The organism is Bacillus mobilis (assembly GCF_001884045.1).
GTDB classification, from domain to species: Bacteria; Bacillota; Bacilli; order Bacillales; family Bacillaceae_G; genus Bacillus_A; species Bacillus_A mobilis.
Window position 1 is genome coordinate 31,994 of record NZ_MACF01000125.1, and the last position, 18,762, is coordinate 50,755.

The 18,762-nt window shown below is 37.0% G+C and carries 23 protein-coding genes, 1 pseudogene and 1 other annotated feature; of the genes and pseudogenes, 12 read left to right on the forward strand and 12 right to left on the reverse strand.

Features of this window, described 5'->3' with window-relative positions; genetic code table 11:
• The first annotated feature begins 138 nt into the window (after positions 1 to 138).
• Positions 139 to 618: a free L-methionine (R)-S-oxide reductase MsrC gene (locus tag BAQ44_RS24170; RefSeq protein WP_071724301.1), complete on the forward strand. Its 480-nt coding sequence runs from the start codon at positions 139 to 141 to the stop codon at positions 616 to 618.
• Between the two features lie 61 nt (positions 619 to 679).
• Here BAQ44_RS24170 and megL read toward each other — a convergent pair whose 3' ends face one another.
• The gene (megL, locus tag BAQ44_RS24175; RefSeq protein ID WP_071724304.1) at positions 680 to 1,855 is read right to left on the reverse strand and encodes a methionine gamma-lyase; all 1,176 of its coding nucleotides are present in this window, start codon (positions 1,853 to 1,855) and stop codon (positions 680 to 682) included.
• Between the two features lie 400 nt (positions 1,856 to 2,255).
• On the opposite strand from megL, the gene rpsD reads away from it, so the two are divergent.
• Positions 2,256 to 2,858, forward strand: a complete 603-nt coding sequence (gene rpsD / locus BAQ44_RS24180) for a 30S ribosomal protein S4 (RefSeq protein WP_000135322.1) — start codon at positions 2,256 to 2,258, stop codon at positions 2,856 to 2,858.
• A gap of 54 nt (positions 2,859 to 2,912) precedes the next feature.
• Here rpsD and BAQ44_RS24185 read toward each other — a convergent pair whose 3' ends face one another.
• A complete protein-coding gene (locus BAQ44_RS24185; protein ID WP_000050944.1) occupies positions 2,913 to 3,041 on the reverse strand; it encodes a hypothetical protein in 129 nt (42 codons plus the stop codon).
• Between the two features lie 150 nt (positions 3,042 to 3,191).
• On the opposite strand from BAQ44_RS24185, the gene BAQ44_RS24190 reads away from it, so the two are divergent.
• Positions 3,192 to 3,494 (forward strand): YjdJ family protein, encoded by a 303-nt coding sequence (locus BAQ44_RS24190; RefSeq protein WP_071724306.1) that lies wholly within the window; start codon positions 3,192 to 3,194, stop codon positions 3,492 to 3,494.
• Positions 3,495 to 3,570: 76 nt separating this feature from the next.
• Here BAQ44_RS24190 and tyrS read toward each other — a convergent pair whose 3' ends face one another.
• From tyrS to acsA, 6 genes are all read right to left on the reverse strand, one after another.
• The gene (tyrS, locus tag BAQ44_RS24195; RefSeq protein ID WP_000512075.1) at positions 3,571 to 4,827 is read right to left on the reverse strand and encodes a tyrosine--tRNA ligase; all 1,257 of its coding nucleotides are present in this window, start codon (positions 4,825 to 4,827) and stop codon (positions 3,571 to 3,573) included.
• A 70-nt stretch (positions 4,828 to 4,897) separates the two neighbouring features.
• Positions 4,898 to 5,126, reverse strand: a binding site (T-box leader).
• A gap of 77 nt (positions 5,127 to 5,203) precedes the next feature.
• Entirely contained in the window at positions 5,204 to 5,449 is a 246-nt protein-coding gene (locus BAQ44_RS24200; RefSeq protein ID WP_071724309.1) for a hypothetical protein, read from the reverse strand.
• The gene (locus tag BAQ44_RS24205) at positions 5,430 to 5,975 is read right to left on the reverse strand and encodes an RNA polymerase sigma factor (protein ID WP_071724311.1); all 546 of its coding nucleotides are present in this window, start codon (positions 5,973 to 5,975) and stop codon (positions 5,430 to 5,432) included. Before BAQ44_RS24205 ends, BAQ44_RS24200 begins: the two co-directional genes overlap by 20 nt.
• Positions 5,956 to 6,411 carry a hypothetical protein gene (locus BAQ44_RS24210; protein WP_071724313.1) on the reverse strand — a complete coding sequence of 152 codons (456 nt, stop codon included), beginning with the start codon at positions 6,409 to 6,411 and terminating at the stop codon, positions 5,956 to 5,958. The genes BAQ44_RS24205 and BAQ44_RS24210 overlap by 20 nt, the downstream gene beginning before the upstream one ends.
• A 66-nt stretch (positions 6,412 to 6,477) precedes the next feature.
• Positions 6,478 to 7,035, reverse strand: coding sequence for a maltose acetyltransferase domain-containing protein (locus BAQ44_RS24215; RefSeq protein ID WP_000845594.1), 558 nt, complete (start codon positions 7,033 to 7,035; stop codon positions 6,478 to 6,480).
• A 90-nt stretch (positions 7,036 to 7,125) separates the two neighbouring features.
• Positions 7,126 to 8,844: an acetate--CoA ligase gene (acsA, locus tag BAQ44_RS24220; protein WP_016130337.1), complete on the reverse strand. Its 1,719-nt coding sequence runs from the start codon at positions 8,842 to 8,844 to the stop codon at positions 7,126 to 7,128.
• Positions 8,845 to 9,020: 176 nt separating this feature from the next.
• Between acsA and acuA the strand changes: the two genes are divergently transcribed.
• From acuA to BAQ44_RS24240, 4 genes are all read left to right on the forward strand, one after another.
• Positions 9,021 to 9,653 (forward strand): acetoin utilization protein acetyltransferase AcuA, encoded by a 633-nt coding sequence (gene acuA, locus BAQ44_RS24225; protein WP_061680131.1) that lies wholly within the window; start codon positions 9,021 to 9,023, stop codon positions 9,651 to 9,653.
• A 17-nt stretch (positions 9,654 to 9,670) separates the two neighbouring features.
• Positions 9,671 to 10,315: an acetoin utilization AcuB family protein gene (locus BAQ44_RS24230; RefSeq protein WP_071724315.1), complete on the forward strand. Its 645-nt coding sequence runs from the start codon at positions 9,671 to 9,673 to the stop codon at positions 10,313 to 10,315.
• A complete protein-coding gene (gene acuC, locus BAQ44_RS24235; RefSeq protein ID WP_071724317.1) occupies positions 10,312 to 11,478 on the forward strand; it encodes an acetoin utilization protein AcuC in 1,167 nt (388 codons plus the stop codon). Before BAQ44_RS24230 ends, acuC begins: the two co-directional genes overlap by 4 nt.
• Before the next feature lie 214 nt (positions 11,479 to 11,692).
• The gene (locus tag BAQ44_RS24240) at positions 11,693 to 12,553 is read left to right on the forward strand and encodes an alpha/beta fold hydrolase (protein WP_116758412.1); all 861 of its coding nucleotides are present in this window, start codon (positions 11,693 to 11,695) and stop codon (positions 12,551 to 12,553) included.
• A 54-nt stretch (positions 12,554 to 12,607) separates the two neighbouring features.
• On the opposite strand, the gene BAQ44_RS31210 is transcribed toward BAQ44_RS24240, so the two are convergent.
• The 3 genes from BAQ44_RS31210 to BAQ44_RS24255 form a co-directional block, all read right to left on the reverse strand.
• A complete protein-coding gene (locus BAQ44_RS31210) occupies positions 12,608 to 12,850 on the reverse strand; it encodes a hypothetical protein (protein WP_249024759.1) in 243 nt (80 codons plus the stop codon).
• Positions 12,851 to 13,018: 168 nt separating this feature from the next.
• A complete protein-coding gene (locus BAQ44_RS24250) occupies positions 13,019 to 13,708 on the reverse strand; it encodes a response regulator transcription factor (RefSeq protein ID WP_071724323.1) in 690 nt (229 codons plus the stop codon).
• 1 nt (position 13,709) lies between these two features.
• Positions 13,710 to 15,164, reverse strand: coding sequence for a sensor histidine kinase (locus tag BAQ44_RS24255; protein ID WP_071724325.1), 1,455 nt, complete (start codon positions 15,162 to 15,164; stop codon positions 13,710 to 13,712).
• Positions 15,165 to 15,313: 149 nt separating this feature from the next.
• Between BAQ44_RS24255 and BAQ44_RS24260 the strand changes: the two genes are divergently transcribed.
• From BAQ44_RS24260 to mscL, 3 genes are all read left to right on the forward strand, one after another.
• The gene (locus BAQ44_RS24260) at positions 15,314 to 15,994 is read left to right on the forward strand and encodes an ankyrin repeat domain-containing protein (protein ID WP_063260686.1); all 681 of its coding nucleotides are present in this window, start codon (positions 15,314 to 15,316) and stop codon (positions 15,992 to 15,994) included.
• 79 nt (positions 15,995 to 16,073) lie between these two features.
• Positions 16,074 to 17,000, forward strand: coding sequence for a Gfo/Idh/MocA family protein (locus BAQ44_RS24265; protein WP_071724327.1), 927 nt, complete (start codon positions 16,074 to 16,076; stop codon positions 16,998 to 17,000).
• Positions 17,001 to 17,128: 128 nt separating this feature from the next.
• Positions 17,129 to 17,527 (forward strand): large conductance mechanosensitive channel protein MscL, encoded by a 399-nt coding sequence (gene mscL / locus BAQ44_RS24270; protein ID WP_063260684.1) that lies wholly within the window; start codon positions 17,129 to 17,131, stop codon positions 17,525 to 17,527.
• 49 nt (positions 17,528 to 17,576) lie between these two features.
• Here the strand turns inward: mscL and BAQ44_RS24275 are convergent, their stop codons facing one another.
• Entirely contained in the window at positions 17,577 to 17,849 is a 273-nt protein-coding gene (locus tag BAQ44_RS24275; RefSeq protein WP_063260683.1) for a DUF3917 domain-containing protein, read from the reverse strand.
• A gap of 300 nt (positions 17,850 to 18,149) precedes the next feature.
• On the opposite strand from BAQ44_RS24275, the pseudogene dhp61 reads away from it, so the two are divergent.
• Both dhp61 and BAQ44_RS24285 read left to right on the forward strand, forming a co-directional pair.
• A pseudogene (dhp61, locus tag BAQ44_RS24280) lies at positions 18,150 to 18,445 on the forward strand (protein Dhp61).
• A gap of 80 nt (positions 18,446 to 18,525) precedes the next feature.
• Positions 18,526 to 18,762, forward strand: coding sequence for a DUF3949 domain-containing protein (locus BAQ44_RS24285; protein ID WP_000637907.1), 237 nt, complete (start codon positions 18,526 to 18,528; stop codon positions 18,760 to 18,762).

Genomic DNA, 18,762 nt, shown 5'->3' on the forward strand with positions numbered 1-18,762 from the left:
TCCTCTCACTGAACAGCTATAGTTTAAATTTCTTGACTTTTAAGACAAATTCCTTTAATTTTCTATCGACAAAGTCATGTGAAATACATCGTATTTTGCTAATATTTTACACATCTCGATAAAAAAGGGGCTGTTTCCATGTTTACTAAAGAAAGTTATGCAGGATCTCGCGTGCAGCAATATGAGACAGTAATTAAACAACTGGATGCATTATTAACTGGCGAATCAAACGTAGTCGCAAATTTATCAAATGCGTCCGCACTATTAAACCAATTTTTTGATCGTGTGAATTGGGTTGGCTTTTATGTAACAGAAGGAAATCAGCTTGTTCTTGGACCATTCCAAGGAATGCCTGCTTGCGTGCGCATTCCATTTGGACGAGGCGTTTGCGGCGTTGCAGCTGAAACAAAAACAACGCAGCTTGTAGCAGACGTTCACCAATTCCCAGGACATATCGCTTGCGATAGTGCTTCGAATTCAGAAATCGTTGTACCGATTGTGAAAGAAGAAACTGTCATTGGTGTACTTGATATTGATAGCCCTGAAAAAAATCGTTTTGATGAAGTAGATCAGCGCTATTTAGAAAAGTTTGTGGAAACACTCTTAAAACATATTTAAAAAGAAAAGAGCGAGTTATCGATTGCGTACATCACGTACGAAACCGATAGCTCACTCTTTTTTATTGATTCACAGTAGATATTTTCTTTAACGCCTGCTCTAGATCAGACACGATATCTTCCCATGATTCTAAACCGACAGATAAACGTATTAAATTATCATAAATGCCCATTTCTTGTCTTAACTCAGCTGGAATCGCAGCGTGCGTCATCGTTGCCGGATGCTGAATTAACGTTTCTGTATCCCCTAAACTTACGGCAATTGTAATAAAATGAAGGTCATTGATAAACGCTTGCGTCTCTTCTTTTCCGCCTTTTACTGAAAAAGAAATCACACCGCCGCCTCGTTTCATTTGGCGAGATGCTAACTCACCTTCTGGATACCAAACACCTTCTACCGCATCATGATTTTTCAAGAACGATACAATTTTTTCGGCATTATCACAATGACGGTCCATTCTTACCGCTAACGTCTTTAATCCGCGTAACAATAACCATGCATCAAACGGCGCCATAATACCGCCAATATCTTTTCGCATCGGGCGAATTTTTTCAGCTAACGCTTTCGTTTTACAAATCGTTACACCCGCCACAACATCGCCATGACCACCAATATATTTTGTCGCACTATGCACAACTGCGTCACAACCAAGCTCAAGCGGTCTTTGTAAATAAGGTGAACAAAACGTATTATCAACAACGACAAGTAAGCCATTTCGCTTCGCAACCCGAATAACTTGTTTTAAATCGATTAATTTCATCGTTGGATTAATCGGTGTTTCAACGAAAATAACCTTTGTATTTGGACGGATTTTATTTTCGACATCATCCTCTGTCTCCATATCACAAAACGAATGCGTAATCATGAACTTCTCTTCTAATACTTCTAAAAAACCGTACGTGCACCCGTATAATCCATTTGAACAAATAATATGATCTCCAGCTTTTAGAAAACCAATTAATGTTGCGGAAATAGCTGCCATACCAGATCCAAAGGCAAGAGCTTCTTCTCCTCCTTCTAACACCGCCATACGTTCTTCAAATAATTTTACTGTTGGATTTCCAAGTCTTGAGTAAATATAAGACGGATCCACTCCCGCAAAACTCGCCTCCCCTTGCTGCGCAGTCTCAAATGTAAATGTAGACGTTTGAAATAACGGTGGCGTTAAACTTCCTTTATGTTCCTCTGATGTATACCCGTGATGAATTAACGCTGTCTCCATATGCTTCTTTTTCATAAAAACATCCCCTTTTATGTTTTTACTGCCGCATATTCATCAACAAAAAATTAATGAACATTTTTTACTACATTTTATGTAAGCGTTTTATTTGTGTTTCTATCACTTCTTTTATATCGTTTTAAATTCCTTCTTGTTAATTTCCAAAATTTATATGCATAAAACAAAAACGTACTTGCTTGACGAAACTCTGGGTAAAAGATATAATAGCGTTTGTGTAAAATAAAAAGGCAGCCTTGTAATGTGAGTTTATCGTTTGTATTTTGTTCCTCTACGGAGGTGTATCTCGTAACTCCCTGCTGCTGGAGCGAAGGTACATGAAAACAAAATGCCCGTAAATATCGATTACGTCTGTTTTTATTTTACGTAAATAAAAACATTTTTAAAGGAGGAGTCAACTATGGCTCGTTATACAGGTCCAGCTTGGAAACTGTCTCGTCGTCTTGGAATCTCTCTAAGCGGCACAGGAAAAGAATTAGAAAAACGCCCTTACGCACCAGGTCCTCACGGTCCTAACCAACGTAAGAAACTTTCAGAATACGGTTTACAATTACAAGAGAAACAAAAACTTCGTCACATGTACGGCATGACTGAGCGTCAATTCCGTCGCACATTTGACCAAGCAGGTAAAATGCCTGGTAAGCACGGCGAAAACTTCATGATCCTTCTTGAAGCTCGTCTTGACAACTTAGTTTACCGTATGGGCTTAGCTCGCACTCGTCGTGCAGCTCGCCAATTAGTAAACCACGGTCACATCACAGTTGATGGATCTCGCGTAGATATCCCATCTTACCGTGTAAAACCTGGTCAAACAATCAGCGTTCGCGAAAAATCTAACAGCCTTGTTGTTGTTAAAGAAGCGATCGAAGTTAACAACTTCGTACCAGAATACTTAACTTTCGATGCTGATAAGTTAGAAGCTACTTACACTCGTCACGCTGAGCGTTCTGAGTTAGCAGCTGAAATCAACGAAGCATTAATCGTAGAGTTCTACTCTCGTTAATGACAAAAAGCCAATCCTCTGGATTGGCTTTTTTCGTTTATATATAAAATAAAATTATTTATTTTCCTCTTTCTGAACATATACATAAGCATCTTTCTGCTCTTTATGTACATCCACCTTCGAATTCTCTGCAAGCTGACCCGCGTTTAGCAAAGAAAAAATAATGAGCGCTTCTAGTGACATTTTGTTTTACCACTCCTTTCTAGTTGTTATACATTTATCATACCGCTTACATGTGATTTCCGTATGAACTCGAAAAGGAGATTACAACAAAAAGGTTACAGGAATACGAATGCACGCTATAATAACCATAAAATAGGAGGTTGATTCATTTTGACAATAAACCAAATGGTTCAATTGGGTAGTGCATGTATGTTCTTTACTACTTCCGCGCTTATTAATTGGTATCAGGGGAGTAATTTGATAGATGATCCTGATGAATGGAAATATAGCGCTAAGTTTACAAATTACTTTAAAGGCACCGTTTCAGATTACCAAGATATTTATCAAATCGATTTCTTTATATATGCAGCAAAATTTTATCCAACAGCATTTGTTGTTATGCTCATTAGCTTACTTTATCTGCTCATATTAATTCTTCATATTCTATTTACAAGAACTCGTAAGGCAATCTAAATTTATACATAAAAACCCCGAATCATAAACTTTCAGCCTACAATTCGGGGTACTATTTGTTTATATTCGGTTCTAATTAGTAACGAATTAAGAAATATTTCTTTTTACCGCGGCGAATGATTGTGAATTTACCTTCGATGCGGTCGTTTTCTGTTACAACGTAGTCTAATGCTTGTGTACGCTCACCGTTTACGTAGATTGCGCCGTTCGTTACATCTTCACGTGCTTGACGTTTTGATGGAGAGATTTTGCTTTCTACAAGTAAGTCGATTAATACTGTATCTTCTGCAGTACGTTCTACAGATGGTACGTCTTTGAATCCTTGTTCGATTTCGCTTGCAGTCAGTTCTGCTACAGAACCACTGAATAATGCAGCTGAAATTTTAATCGCTTGCTCTAATGCTTCTTCGCCGTGAACAAGTTTTGTCATTTCAGAACCTAATGCTTTTTGTGCTGCACGTTTTTCTGGTGCTTCAGCTACTTGCTTTTCAAGCTCAAGAATTTCTTCATGAGATAAGAATGTGAAGTATTTTAAGTATTTAACAACGTCGCGGTCATCTGTGTTAATCCAGAATTGGTAGAACTCGTAAGGAGTTGTTTTCTCTGGATCTAACCAAATTGCGCCGCCTTCTGTTTTACCAAACTTCGTACCGTCAGATTTCGTAACTAGTGGAATTGTTAAACCGAATGCTTTCGCATCTTCTTCTGATTTACGGATTAATTCAAGACCAGCTGTAATGTTACCCCATTGATCACTACCACCGATTTGCAAGCGGCAATTATGGTTTTGGTATAAGTTTAAGAAGTCGTATGATTGTAAAATCATGTAACTAAACTCAGTGAATGAAATACCAGTATCTAAACGAGATGCTACTGTATCTTTTGCTAACATATAGTTTAAACCGAAGTTTTTACCGATATCGCGTAAGAATGAAATGACATCTAAGTTACCAAGCCAATCATAGTTATTAGCCATTGTTGCTGGGTTGTCCACGTTTTCGAACTCTAAGAAGTTTGAAAGTTGGTTTTTAATGCTTTCTGTGTAGTAAGCAACTGTATCTTTCGTATTTAATGTACGCTCTGCTTTTTTACCACTTGGATCACCGATCATACCAGTACCACCGCCAACAAGTGCGATTGGTTGGTGACCAGCTAATTGGAAACGACGTAACATTAATACTGGTAACATATGACCGATGTGTAAGCTATCCGCTGTCGGGTCGAAACCACAGTATAATTTAACGCTTTCTTTTTCTAATAATTGCTCAAGTCCCTCAGCATCTGTTTGCTGATTAATTAAACCGCGAAATTCAAGATCTTGTAAAATACCCATATCCTACATACTCTCCTTTAAGTTCATTACTGGCGTGAAGGTTGAAAACATAAAAAAATCGCCCCTTGAAATAAGGGACGATTTTGATTATCGCGTTACCACCCTAGTTGCAGGCCAAAAAAGCCTACCACCTTATTTACATAACGGCTTAGCACCGTCTTTTCCCTTTTGAATACAATTCAATCGAAAAAAGATGCTCTAGGGGCGTAATTCGCGATCATCTATGTGCTGATTTTCACCGGCCATCAGCTCTCTAAAACAGGGAAATGATCACTACTTCTCCCTTTCCACGCTCAATTATTCATATACTTTTCTTTATACCATCATTTACATAGGCGTGTCAAATAGAGGTCGGGTTTCTCTTCTTGCCAATCCTTTACAACGTCACAAAGAGTATCGTAATAAGAGAAAGAATTGGAACCCCAACTAATAACGATACGTGAAACACAACTGATAAATCATTCCCAATCATCGCCTCCACAGGATCTTTCGCTGGAGAACCAAGAAAGCCAATGAATCGGTCGAAGCGACTTACCGTTTTTGGAAAATCCGGTATTTCTACATGGTCACTATCTAAATGCTGTTTTAATTTATATTCACTCTTAAAGGGATTTTCGCTCAATTTCATCCACCTCCAGCAATTGTTTCAATTTCTTTATCCCGTTATGAAGTCTCGACTTCACTGTTCCAATCGGAATGTTTAATATCTCCGCAATTTCTTTTTGCTGCATATCATGATAATAAGAAAGAATAAGGACAGCTCTCTGCTCTTCCGGAACTTTCAAAATTGCTTCTCTTACTGTGAGCCGATCTTCGTGAGAAAATTCTTTTTCCTGGATCGGCACTAAAAATGGCAAAAGCATACGCCACTTTTTTCTTCTATTTAATTTATTAATCATAAGCCGATAACCAATTTGAAATAAATACGTTTTTATTTTACCTTTTTCAAGTTCATACACATGTTTCTTTCGTTCTAGCGTCAAAAACGTATCTTGCACAAGGTCGATACTTAATTGTTCATCTCGGTTAAATCGATATAAAAATGTGTATAGCGCTGGTTTGATCAAAACATATAGTTTTTCTCCCGCCTGTTTATCTCCATTTTGATACGCAAGCATGAGTTCCTCCTCAATCCCAATCTGCGCCATGATTTTTGATCTCCTTTATTCCTTTTAACGTTAATGAAATGCGGGAAATTAAATAGCAACTTGCGACAATAATCCATACTTGTGATTGATTCGTAAAAAATTGAACATACGGGTTTTGTATTGTCTGTCCCGTTGAAACTAAAATATTTAATGCTTGCACACATATGCATGCATACACTGCAAGACAAACCGAAATCGTATCAAATACATTCCAGCGAAAATATACTTTTGTTTTTGTAAAATCAATTTTATATCCATTTTTTCTTACTATATGTTTTCTATCAAACGGAATAATGATGGAAAACATAATACTCATCATGACTCCAGCTGTAAACATTGAAACTTTAAATCCAATTGGCATTGGTAAAAACATTCCACAAGAGAATACAACTATAATTCCAATTAAAGCAAAAGCAAGAAGTAATTTATTAGACATAAAAAAGCCTCCCTCATCTATTCTTTCATAAATGTATACAGACGAGGAAGGCACTTCGTTCAAATATTATTTTATTTTTTTAATAATCTTTGCAGGATTTCCGCCAACTACTACATTATCCGGCACATCTTTCGTTACGACGGCGCCAGATGCGATCACCGCGTTGTCTCCAATTGTGACACCAGGATTAATAATCGCTCTTCCGCCAATCCATACGTTATCTCCAATTGTAACTGGTTTTCCGTATTCTGATCCACTTATGCGCTCTACTGGGTCAAGCGGGTGTGTTGCTGTATAAATGTGAACACCTGGAGCTAACATACAGTTCACTCCGATTGTCACCGGACACACGTCTAAAATCGTACAATCAAAGTTCGCGTAAAAATTTTCACCAACGTGAATGTTATAACCATAATCACATCTAAAAGAAGATTCAAGATGAATGTTATCTCCAGTCGTTCCGAATAATTCTTTTACGATTTCGCTACGCTCTTTTAATTGTACTTCTGGCGTTTCATTTAATTTTCTCGTTAGTATACGAGCTTGCTCCCTCTCTTGAACCAAAACAGGATCAGCTGGTATGTACATTTCCCCTAGTATCATCTTTTCTTTTTCTGTTTTCATTTCCTTCTCCCCTTTAACTCGTATGTATAAGTTTATGATACCATAAAAAAAGAAAGGTCTGAACATATTACTTGTTCAGACCTTCCTCTCTTAATCTTCCATCGTTGATAAATCACCTGTTGGTAAGTTTAATTCCCACGCTTTTAATACGCGGCGCATAATTTTACCACTTCTCGTTTTCGGTAATTTATCTCTAAATTCAATTTGTCTTGGCGCTGCATGAGCTGCTAGTCCTTTCTTTACAAATTGACGAATCTCTTCTTTTAATTCATCAGATGGTTCGTATCCTGCCCGAAGCGCAATAAATGCTTTAATGATTTCTCCGCGCACTGGATCAGGAATACCAATTACACCAGCCTCTGCAACAGCAGCATGCTCGATTAATTTGCTTTCTACTTCAAACGGACCAACGCGCTCACCTGATGTCATAATTACATCATCAATACGCCCTTGGAACCAGAAGTATCCATCTTCATCCATATAAGCAGAGTCACCTGATACGTACCAATCTCCCGGCATAAAGTAAGATTCATACTTTTGCTGGTTATTCCAGATACCACGCATCATCGCTGGCCAACCTTTACCAATTGCTAAGTTACCCATTGTGTATGGAGGAACTTCATTTCCTTCATTATCAACAATCGCTGCTTTCACACCTGGAATTGGTTTACCCATTGAACCTGGACGGATTTCCATACAAGGGTAGTTACAAATAACTTGTCCACCTGTTTCTGTCATCCACCACGTATCATGAATACGAAGTCCAAATGCGTTCATACCCCAGCGAATTACTTCTGGATTTAACGGTTCACCAACGCTTAATACGTGACGAACTTGTGATAAATCATATTTTTTAATTGCATCTTGTCCAGCTCCCATTAACATACGGAACGCAGTTGGCGCACTGTACCAAACTGTTACACCGTAATCTTGCAGTGCTTCATACCACGCTTCTGGACTAAAGCGGCCACCTAAAACAACATTTGATGCCCCAACTAACCACGGTGCGAAAATACCGTAAGCTGTTCCAGTTACCCAGCCTGGGTCAGCTGTACACCAATATACATCGTCTTCTTTTAAATCTAATACCCATTTCGCCGTTTGATGGTGCTGCACCATTGCATTTTGCGCATGAAGCACACCTTTTGGCTTACCAGTAGAACCAGACGTGTAATGTAGAATTAAACCGTCTTCACGGCCTAACCATTCAATATGTAATTCTTTTGAAGCTTGTTCAAATAAAGGGTTAAACGCTACCGTTTTACCGCCTTCTTCTACATTATCTCCAACAAGGAAGACTGTTTTTAAAGCTGGTAAATCATTTAATGGTACGCGCTCTAACAATTCAGGCGTTGTAATTAACACCTTTGCTTCGCTATCTTCTAAACGATCGCGAACTGCGCCTTCCATAAATGCTTCAAATAGCGGACCAACGATTGCCCCTAATTTCACTGCACCTAAAAGCGCAAAATATAATTCTGGAGAACGCGGCATAAAAATAAAAACGCGATCGCCTTTTTCTACATCGCCATAATTTTTCAGGACGTTTCCTGCTTTATTAGAAAAATCCTTCATTTCCTTAAATGTATACTTCTCTTTTCGCGATCCATCTTGATAATAAAGGGCTACTTTATTCTTTCGATCGGATTTCGCATGCTTATCAATTGCCTCATACGCCATATTTACTCGGCCTGTCTCATTCCAAGTAAAATTTTTATTAACCTCTTCCCAGTTAAAATTCGCGTATGCCTCATCATAATTCGGCAAATTATTTTCTCCTTTAATGACAGGAAGCGTTTCTACTTTCATACTTTACATCCCCCTCCTATGTATTCTATTATCTATTATAATAATATTATTTAAAATTTTCAGTATATTTGTTGATTTTTAGACAAATTTTTAATGACAAATTTCGATTCACATCGCATATATTATAAAGTACGATATGAATAGATTCACAAACCCTCAAGGTGGTGAGCAATACATTGATTCATAAAAAAATATATAATGCTAGAAACTTAAAAACAGCGAAAGGCACTTTAATTATTGAAGGTCCTGTCTCTACACATAACTTAGAAATGTATGAATTTCATCCAGATTTAATTGCGTTTCGTCCTGCCGAGCAGCAATATAAAGCAATTGTCGAAATTTCTAAATTACCAGAAGCTCGTCTCATTATTGCTAGACATGACCAAACGATTGTTGGATATGTTACATACTTGTATCCTGATCCACTCGAACGATGGTCAGAAGGAAAGATAGAAAACTTAATTGAACTCGGGGCGATTGAAGTTGTCCCTGCCTTCCGCGGTTGCGCTGTCGGAAAGAACTTATTAGAAGTTTCAATGATGGACGACCATATGGAAGATTACATTATATTGACGACTGAATATTATTGGCACTGGGATTTAAAACAAACAGGCTTAAATGTTTGGGAGTACCGAAAAGTAATGGAAAAAATGATGAATGCTGGTGGCTTACAATGGATGGCTACAGATGATCCTGAAATTTGTTCGCATCCTGCTAACTGTTTAATGGTCCGCATCGGTAAACGCGTTGATACGGATTCTATTCAAGCATTTGATCGTCTACGTTTTCACAATCGTTTTATGTATTAATAAAGGGGGCAACTGGAATGATTGTAGAAGAAATTATGAATCAAGATGTGGTGACACTACACCCAAACGATACAATCGAAACAGCAATCCGAACGATACGCACGAAAGGCATTCGGCACATTCCAATTGTCGATCAAAATAATCATGTCGTAGGCATTATTTCTGATCGGGATGTAAGAGATGCAAGTCCGTCTATTTTAGATGAACAAGTTTCACTCGATATGCTGAAGCAACCACTTGAACTGATTATGAAACACCCTGTTATGACTTGCCATCCTCTCGATTTCGTTGAGGAAATTGCCACTTTATTCTTCGAAAATAAAATTGGCTGTCTTCCTGTTACAAAAGCAGGAAAGTTAGTAGGAATCATCTCTGAATCTACTGTACTGCACACGTTAGTGAAATTAACAGGAGCACATCAACCGAGTTCACAAATTGAAATTCAAGTAAAAAATGAACCTGGCATTCTCGGAAAAGTCGTTGCCATTTTTAGTGAATTACAAATCAATATCGTGAGCGTTCTCGTCTACCCAGCAAAAGATGAGAATGATAAAGTACTCGTTTTCCGCATTCAAACGATGAATCCGCTAAAAGTGATTGATGCACTTGAAGTAGAAGGCTACCGCGTATTATGGCCGAATATCATGGGGATGCAAGCATGAGTAGCGCATTTATTTATTCGGATGACTTTCGGGGCTATTCGTTTAGCCCTGATCATCCTTTTAACCAACTGCGCGTCACACTCACGTATGATTTATTACAAAAGGGCGGTTTTATCTCTCCTTCCCAAATCATCTCACCACGGATGGCTACAGATGAAGAGATTGCCTACGTTCATACAGAGGAATACATAAATGCAGTAAAACGTGCTGGAGAAGGTAAGTTAGAAAAATCAATTGCGATGACATATGGACTTGGAACAGAAGATACACCGATGTTTCCAAATATGCACGAAGCAAGCGCATTACTCGTTGGCGGTACGTTAACAGCTGTCGATGCTGTTCTTTCCGGGAAAGTAAAACACGCGCTTAATTTAGGCGGCGGCTTACATCACGGATTCCGCGGCAAGGCATCTGGCTTTTGCATTTATAACGATAGTTCCATCGCAATGAAATATATTCAGAAGAAATACGGTTTACGCGTCTTATATATTGATACAGATGCTCATCACGGTGATGGTGTACAGTGGTCTTTTTATGACGATCCTAACATATGCACCATTTCCCTACATGAAACTGGGCGTTATTTATTCCCTGGAACTGGTGCTGTAAATGAACGCGGACAAGGAAATGGCTACAGTTATTCTTTTAACGTTCCACTCGATGCTTTTACAGAGGACGAATCGTTTTTAGATTCATATCGAACTGTCGTAAAAGAAGTTGCCGCCTACTTTAAACCGGATATTATTTTAACGCAAAATGGCGCTGACGCACATTATTACGACCCACTTACACACCTTTGCGCAACGATGAATATTTACCGTGAAATACCGAAGCTCGCTCGCGAAATCGCTAACGAATATTGTGAAGGTCGCTGGATTGCTGTCGGCGGCGGTGGCTATGATCACTGGCGCGTCGTCCCAAGAGCTTGGGCACTCATTTGGCTCGAAATGAACAATATCCAAAACATCTCAGGTTATCTTCCTCCAGAATGGATTGACGCTTGGAAAGGACAAGCCGAAACAGAACTTCCCCTCACATGGGAAGATCCAGACAACATGTATAAACCTATCCCCCGCAAACCAGAAATTGAAGAAAAGAATGCATTAACTGTAACGAAATCCCTTGAAATTATTCGGAATAATATGACAAAATCTTTGTACTAAAGAAAAAGGAGGCTCGTTTTTGAATAGCCTCCTTTTATTTATAGCTTGCTAGTATTGTCGTTTTCTGTCGGTAAGTCGATATATTTTGATAATCGCTGATATATTTCGAGTTGCGCCGATATATCTTAAGATTCGCTGATATATTTTAATAATCGCCGATATATTTCGATAATCGCTGATATATTTTATTTAAGAATTGGCTGGTCCAACTTTTATAAGAAAAGGTCGTGATATTATGTGGAAGCAACAAATGGTCCCCACAAAACGTGGCACATTTGAACTCTTTACAAAAGGAAATGGCGAACCACTTTGCATTACACATCACTATTCACAATTTAATGAAACTGGTGATTACTTTGCGGATGTTTTCACCGCTACGCATCGTGTATTCCTTATTAACTTACGAGACGCTGGTAATTCTGAAAAAGCCAATTCTGAAAAAGAATTAAGTATGATTGAAACAATTCACGATTTAGAAGCTATACGAGAAGCTTTACAACTTCCAACATGGCATTTCGCCGGTCATTCAACAGGTGGTATGCTTGGACTTTTATATGCAATTACATATCCAAGTTCCTTACAATCATTAGTCATGGCCGGAGCTGCAGCAAGTAATTATATCGAAACACCATTTTGCATTTATCACCCAGCACATCCACAGTTTCATTATATGCAAAAACTCATCGAAAACTTAAAAAGCCCTCACCTTACAAATGCAGAAAGTAAAGAACTATCTACTAAGAGAACAAAATTATCATTATATAAACCAGAAAACTACAACTCTTATTTTTGTAAACCAATCAAAAAAACAATGTCCGCTAGCCGGATGAACGCTTTCGCTCATGAATACCCGTCATTTGATTTAAGAGAGAAGTTACCCTCCATCCAAACAAAGACCCTTATTATATGTGGAAGGCATGATGTACAGTGCCCAATTCAGTATTCTATTGAGATGCATAACGGTATACGTAATTCTATCTTTGTGACATTTGAGGAGAGTAACCATTATCCCTTTTTAGAAGAAGCTGCTCAGTTTACTTCTACTACTCAAACATTTTATAAATCATTACACTAGCACCGTTATTATTAAGAAAAGCTCACAGTCTCTATAAGACTATGAGCTTAATTTTCAGAATAAATATTTCGTACTATATAAAAATAAAAGATAAAAGGAAAAGAGCACCAAACCTACATCAAACAACACTGACTTTTTATCCCCTTCTTTTAAACCTATCGTAATATTAAAAATGCTTCTAACTATCCAAACTAACACCAAAAATAACCAGCCGAAATGATCATTTGTATAATCTTCATCATAAAACATTTGTATTGCACCAATAATTAATAAAATAATTATAATATTAGTTCCAATCCTTAAGACCTTGTTTGATTTATCATCTTTTCATGTATCTCCCAAAATGTAGCACGCCCTCTCATACTCCCCTATGTTTTATTTCTCTTTATATTTTAACATAAATTACCTATTATTCCCTTTTTGTTCAAATAACATAAAAAACCTGCCAATTACTCGGCAGGTACGTTACACGTTAAAGCGATAACCAGCTCCCCACACCGTTTCAATATATTGCGGGTGAGCAGGATCTCTTTCAATTTTTTCACGTAGCTTTCTAATGTGAACAACGACAGTGGCTAAATCGCCAGCTGAGTCTAGTCCCCAAATACGTTCAAATAACTGTTCTTTATTTAATACTTGGTTTGGATGCGTCACAAAGAATGTTAATAAATCGAATTCCTTCGTTGTAAACGCGATTTCTTCATTGTTTATAAAAACCTTTCTCGCTCGCTGATCAATAGAAATTCCGTGAATGTATAACGTATCGCGTTGCTTACTCACATTTCCTGACAATCTTTCATAACGAGAAATATGTGCCTTTACCCTTGCGACTAATTCACTCGGGCTAAACGGTTTCGTTATATAATCATCCGCTCCTAAACCGAGTCCGCGAATTTTATCTATATCTTCCTTCTTTGCTGAAACAAGTAAAATCGGAATGTCTTTTATAGCACGTATTTGTTTACAAATTTCAAAACCGCTCATCTTTGGAAGCATAATGTCTAAAATAATTAAATCATACTCTTCCTGCAAAGCCATTTGTAAACCTTTCTCTCCAGAATGTTCTACATCGACTTGAAAATCACTAATTTCTAAATAATCTCGCTGTAATTCTGCAATACTTATTTCATCTTCTACTAGTAAAATTCTCTTCATTCTACTCACCACATTCCTGTACTTTTTTCAATGAGAAGAAAATACTTGTACCTTCCCCAAGCTTACTTTCCGCCCAAATTTCCCCACCATGTTCTTCAACAATTTGCTTCGCTATCGCTAAGCCAAGTCCACTTCCACCTGTGCTAGAATTTCGCGATTGCTCTGCACGATAAAACCGCTCAAATATATACGGCAGCGTATCAGCTTCTATACCTGATCCATTGTCCATTACTTTCACAATAACAGTATTATTATCACTCAATACTGTTACAATAATTTTCTTCTCTTCTTTATCCATGTATTTCACACTATTATGAATTAAATTGGATATTACTCTATTTATCTTTTCGCAATCGGCCGTTACATATAGTGGTGATGAATGTAATTGTAAATGTACTTCTATACCTTCCTCACTTAAATCCATCTGCATCTCTTCTAATAATTCCTGCATAAACACGTTTAATTCTATCGTTTCAAACTGAAAGGGAACTCGATTCAAATCTAGCTTCGAAAACAAAAAGAGCTCATCAATGAGTGTATCCATATGTTTTGCCTTCGTATGAATCGTTGTTAAATACTTATCCATTTTTTCTGGCGTATTTGCGACTCCATCTTTTATACCTTCTACATATCCGATAATAGATGTAATCGGTGTTTTTAAATCATGAGATATGTTTGAAATGAGCTCTTTTCGATTTTCTTCATACTGTGTTTGTATCTCTATCGACTCTTTTAATCTCTTCCTCATTTCCTCAAATCCTTGATTTAATTGCCCAATTTCATCATGGGATGTAACTGGAATTTGAAAATCTAAATCCCCTTCTTTAATTCTCCCAGTCGCGTCTTTCAATACAAAAATTGGTTTTATCACACTTCTTGAGACGAAATAACTTAATAATCCTATGAGTAAAATAGCTAACAATAAAAGCGCTCCGAACAAAATTGGAAATAACTTTTGTGTAAGATCAACAAATGAACTTTGCCTTTTTAGTACAAATATACTCCCTTCTTCATCTCCGGGAAAATAAAAATCAAATTTTACATATCGATAAAATGTATCACCTAGTTCTGTTGTACCACGACTATTAATATTTGCTGATTCAAATTTCGGAAGGGCTTCTTTTAAAGATACACTTTCCAATATTTTTGTAGCATAAGAAATGGTTTCTCCCTTTCTTACAACTATTTTCACACCTTCTTTTTCAAGCGATGAAACGAAAGATTCATCTAATAATTGTGATTGATTTTTCTTTGCCGCTAATTTCAATTCAATATACGCATTTTCTTCTTCTGGCGTAAGCGGTTTTTGAATATAGGAACTTTTATAGAAATTTTTCACTGATTCCAAGTCTCCTGTTATAGAAAAAACAATTAAAAATCCCGCGACTAATATGAGCGTGATGGAAACGAGAATAACAGCAATATAAGAGAATAAAAATCTTGTTTTAATAGACATATGTTACATCCTCACTTTACCAAACCTTATTACTCATAAGCATAAAAATATATGTTCAAATACTCAAGCGATTTTATAGTAATTTTAGCGTCAGTTTATAAAAATTTAATGTTCTTCTTTTACAGTTGAAATGAGGAGGTTGAAATTCTATGTTCAAAAAAACAGTAAGCATGATCTGTTGCGTAATTTTTTTGCAAGGATGCTCGCAAGAACAAGAAGTAAAAAAGGAGATGACAAACATGGAGACAGCGCTACTAGCAGCTACTGAGAAACAAGAAACGAATACTATTATATCGTTACTCAAAAAAGGGGCTAACATAAATATAAAAGACAATAAAGGACGTACTCCTCTTATGATTGCTACATACAAAAATGATGTAAAAACCGCAAAAGCGCTTATCGAAGCTGGTGCTGACGTAAACATCCAAGATGATATGAAAAATAATCCTTTTCTATACGCCGGTGCTGAAGGTTACTTGGATATTTTAAAACTAACGATTGATGCTGGCGCAGATCCATCACTTACGAATCGTTACGGCGGAACAGCTCTTATCCCTGCCTCAGAACATGGCTATATCGATGTTATTAAGGCACTCCTTACGCGAACAACTATTGATGTTAACCATGTAAATAATCTCGGATGGACTGCTTTAATGGAAGCCATCGTACTAAGTAACGGAAACGAAACACAACAACAAGTTATTCGCCTTCTTATTGAACACGGTGCAGATGTAAATATTCCAGACAACGATGGTGTTACCCCGCTAGAGCATGCTCGCGCCCATAACTTTGAAGAGATAGAGAAGATTTTGTTAGAAGGACGTAAATAAAAAGCTAATTTTTGCCTTCCTCCCCCGCCCTATGCTACATTTAACCCGTTATATCAATATTAATAGGGTGGGAATAAAAATGAATAAACCTAAAATTGGGATGATTGGACTTGGAAGTATTGCGCAAAAAGCCTATCTTCCAACACTTACAAAAGAAACAGATTGGAATTTTGTAGGGGCGTTTACACCTAACGCTGAGAAAAGAAAACAAGTTTGCCAGCAATACCGGATGCAAGACTTTCATTCTATTGAAACGCTAGCTTCGGAATGCGATGCAATCTTCGTTCATAGTTCAACTGCATCGCATTATGAAATCGTTTCTGAACTTCTGAAAAAAGGAATCGACGTTTATGTTGATAAGCCGCTAGCAGCTACAGTGGAACAGGCCGAGCAACTAGTCGAGTTGAGCGAAAAGTATAACCGAAAGTTAATGGTCGGATTTAATCGCCGCTTCGTTCCTATGTATGTTGCTGCAAAAGAGCAAGCTCATGACATTTCATGGATTCGAATTGAAAAGCACCGCACAAATAAAGTAGGACCATATACGTACGACTTTACTATGTTAGATGATTACTTACATATTGTAGATGCTGCTCGCTGGTTAGCTAACGATGACCTTAATGTCGTTCATAATATGATGCAAATGAATGAAAAGAATGAACTTCTTTACGGACATCATACATATACAACGCCAAGTGGAATGTTACTTTCTACTGCGATGCATCGCCATGCCGGTACAAATTTAGAACAAATTGAACTTGTAACGACAGGAAAAATCATTCGTGTAAAAAATATGAACACATTTGAAGTTGAGCAGGATAATACAGTTTCTCTAATCGGTTCACCATCATGGGATACGACGTTAAAGCAACGTGGTTTTGAAGATGCTGTTCATCATTTTATTGAATGTGTACACGGTGATACAAAGCCTGTTGTAGATGGATTAGAAGCATTAAAAACGCAACAGCTGTTGCAATCTCTACTAAACGATGCAAATAAAAAGTAAAACGGATACATTTTTCAGAATTTACTTTCATTCCCATTTCCTCTTTATTTCTCTCGCAAATTTCTATAGAATATGTTGATAGGAATTATAAATTTCATAATGAATCGTGGAAGGGATGGGATTAACACATGTGGAACGAGTTTAAAAAATTCGCATTCAAAGGGAATGTAATCGATTTAGCTGTCGGGGTTGTAATCGGTGCTGCATTCGGTAAAATCGTTAGTTCTTTAGTAAAAGATATCATCACACCATTACTTGGTATGATATTAGGTGGCGTTAACTTTACAGATTTACATTTTGGATATGGTAAATCTGCTGTTATGTATGGTAACTTCATCCAAACTATTTTTGATTTCTTAATTATTGCAGCTTCTATCTTTATGTTCATTAAAGTATTCAACAAACTAACATCTAAAAGAGAAGAAGAAGAAAAAGAAGAACTTCCAGAACCAACAAAAGAAGAAGAACTTCTTAGCGAAATTCGCGACTTACTAAAACAACAAAACTCTTCTAAAGATAGAGCATAATTGAACGGATAAAAAGGCATGTCCCCTCGGGACATGCCTTTTCTATATGCTATAACGTTTCCGAATTCATATGAATAAATAAAATAATACCAGCAACCATAAGTACCATTACACTACCTGCAAATAGTGTAATACCCATGAACATTAAGCTTGTGCTCATGTCCACTGATACACTTTCAATAAAAATAGAAATTACATACGTGATAAGGGCAATTCCTGCAAGAATACTTCCTGGAACTAATCGCTTTAAGCCATTTTGTTTTAACGTCATATATGCAAAAATAGCAGTCATACAAAGCGTAATTATCCAAAGAACGATCATCTCTTTCCCCCCTCACAAGCCTTTTCTTTCTATTATACATGACATTGCCCTATAATAGTTAAATTTGCACTTATGTGACATATAACAAGGAATCATACAATCTATAGAGAAGTCTTCCAGATAAAGTGAAACTTTAATCAGCGGGGGTTTTGTTCATCCCCCACTGATTATTAGTTGAACCAATCGGACGTTTACGGACAGTTGATCTCCCACCTAACTTCTTTGCTCCAACTGAATTTTGAGGTGGGAGTTTTACTGTCCGTTAACGCGGGATAAGCTATATACTCGGGAGGGTTTCAATTGGAGGATGATATTGTAGGATACTTTAAACAAGTAGAGCGATTCGATTATATTACAATCGACTTAGACAAAAAGTTTTTTATATCGAAGTTGTACAACTAGAAACAAATATAACTTTGCTAAAAGTATCACTTAACTTAGACAAGGATGAAACCATTATTGCTGGCAATGTGAAACAATACGATCCTTCTAGGTTAGAGCATTTAATACAAAATTTTACACTCACTGCACAAACATGCCTTGAACATAATTTACGAAGTCCTGAAGAACTTTTTGCATTTTGGAAAGGAAATTGACCGCCAGGAAAATGGATATTTTTCATATAAATCGATATAATTACCATATATAAATATTCTTTATAAGGGAGTGTTTCATAATGATTTGGATTTCACTAATCGTATTAGCCTATTTCCTCATTCTCGTCCCAATACAATATAACTATATTAAGATGCTCAAGACAAAACAGAAAAAAATGAACATGTCACAAAACGAACTATATGACAACATGTCTTATGAAGAATCCCAAATACACTATCACTATCAAAGTAACGTATTTACAATACCTGCTTCGCTTGTCGCAAGTATTATTTATAGAGTGAAACATGCAGCATAA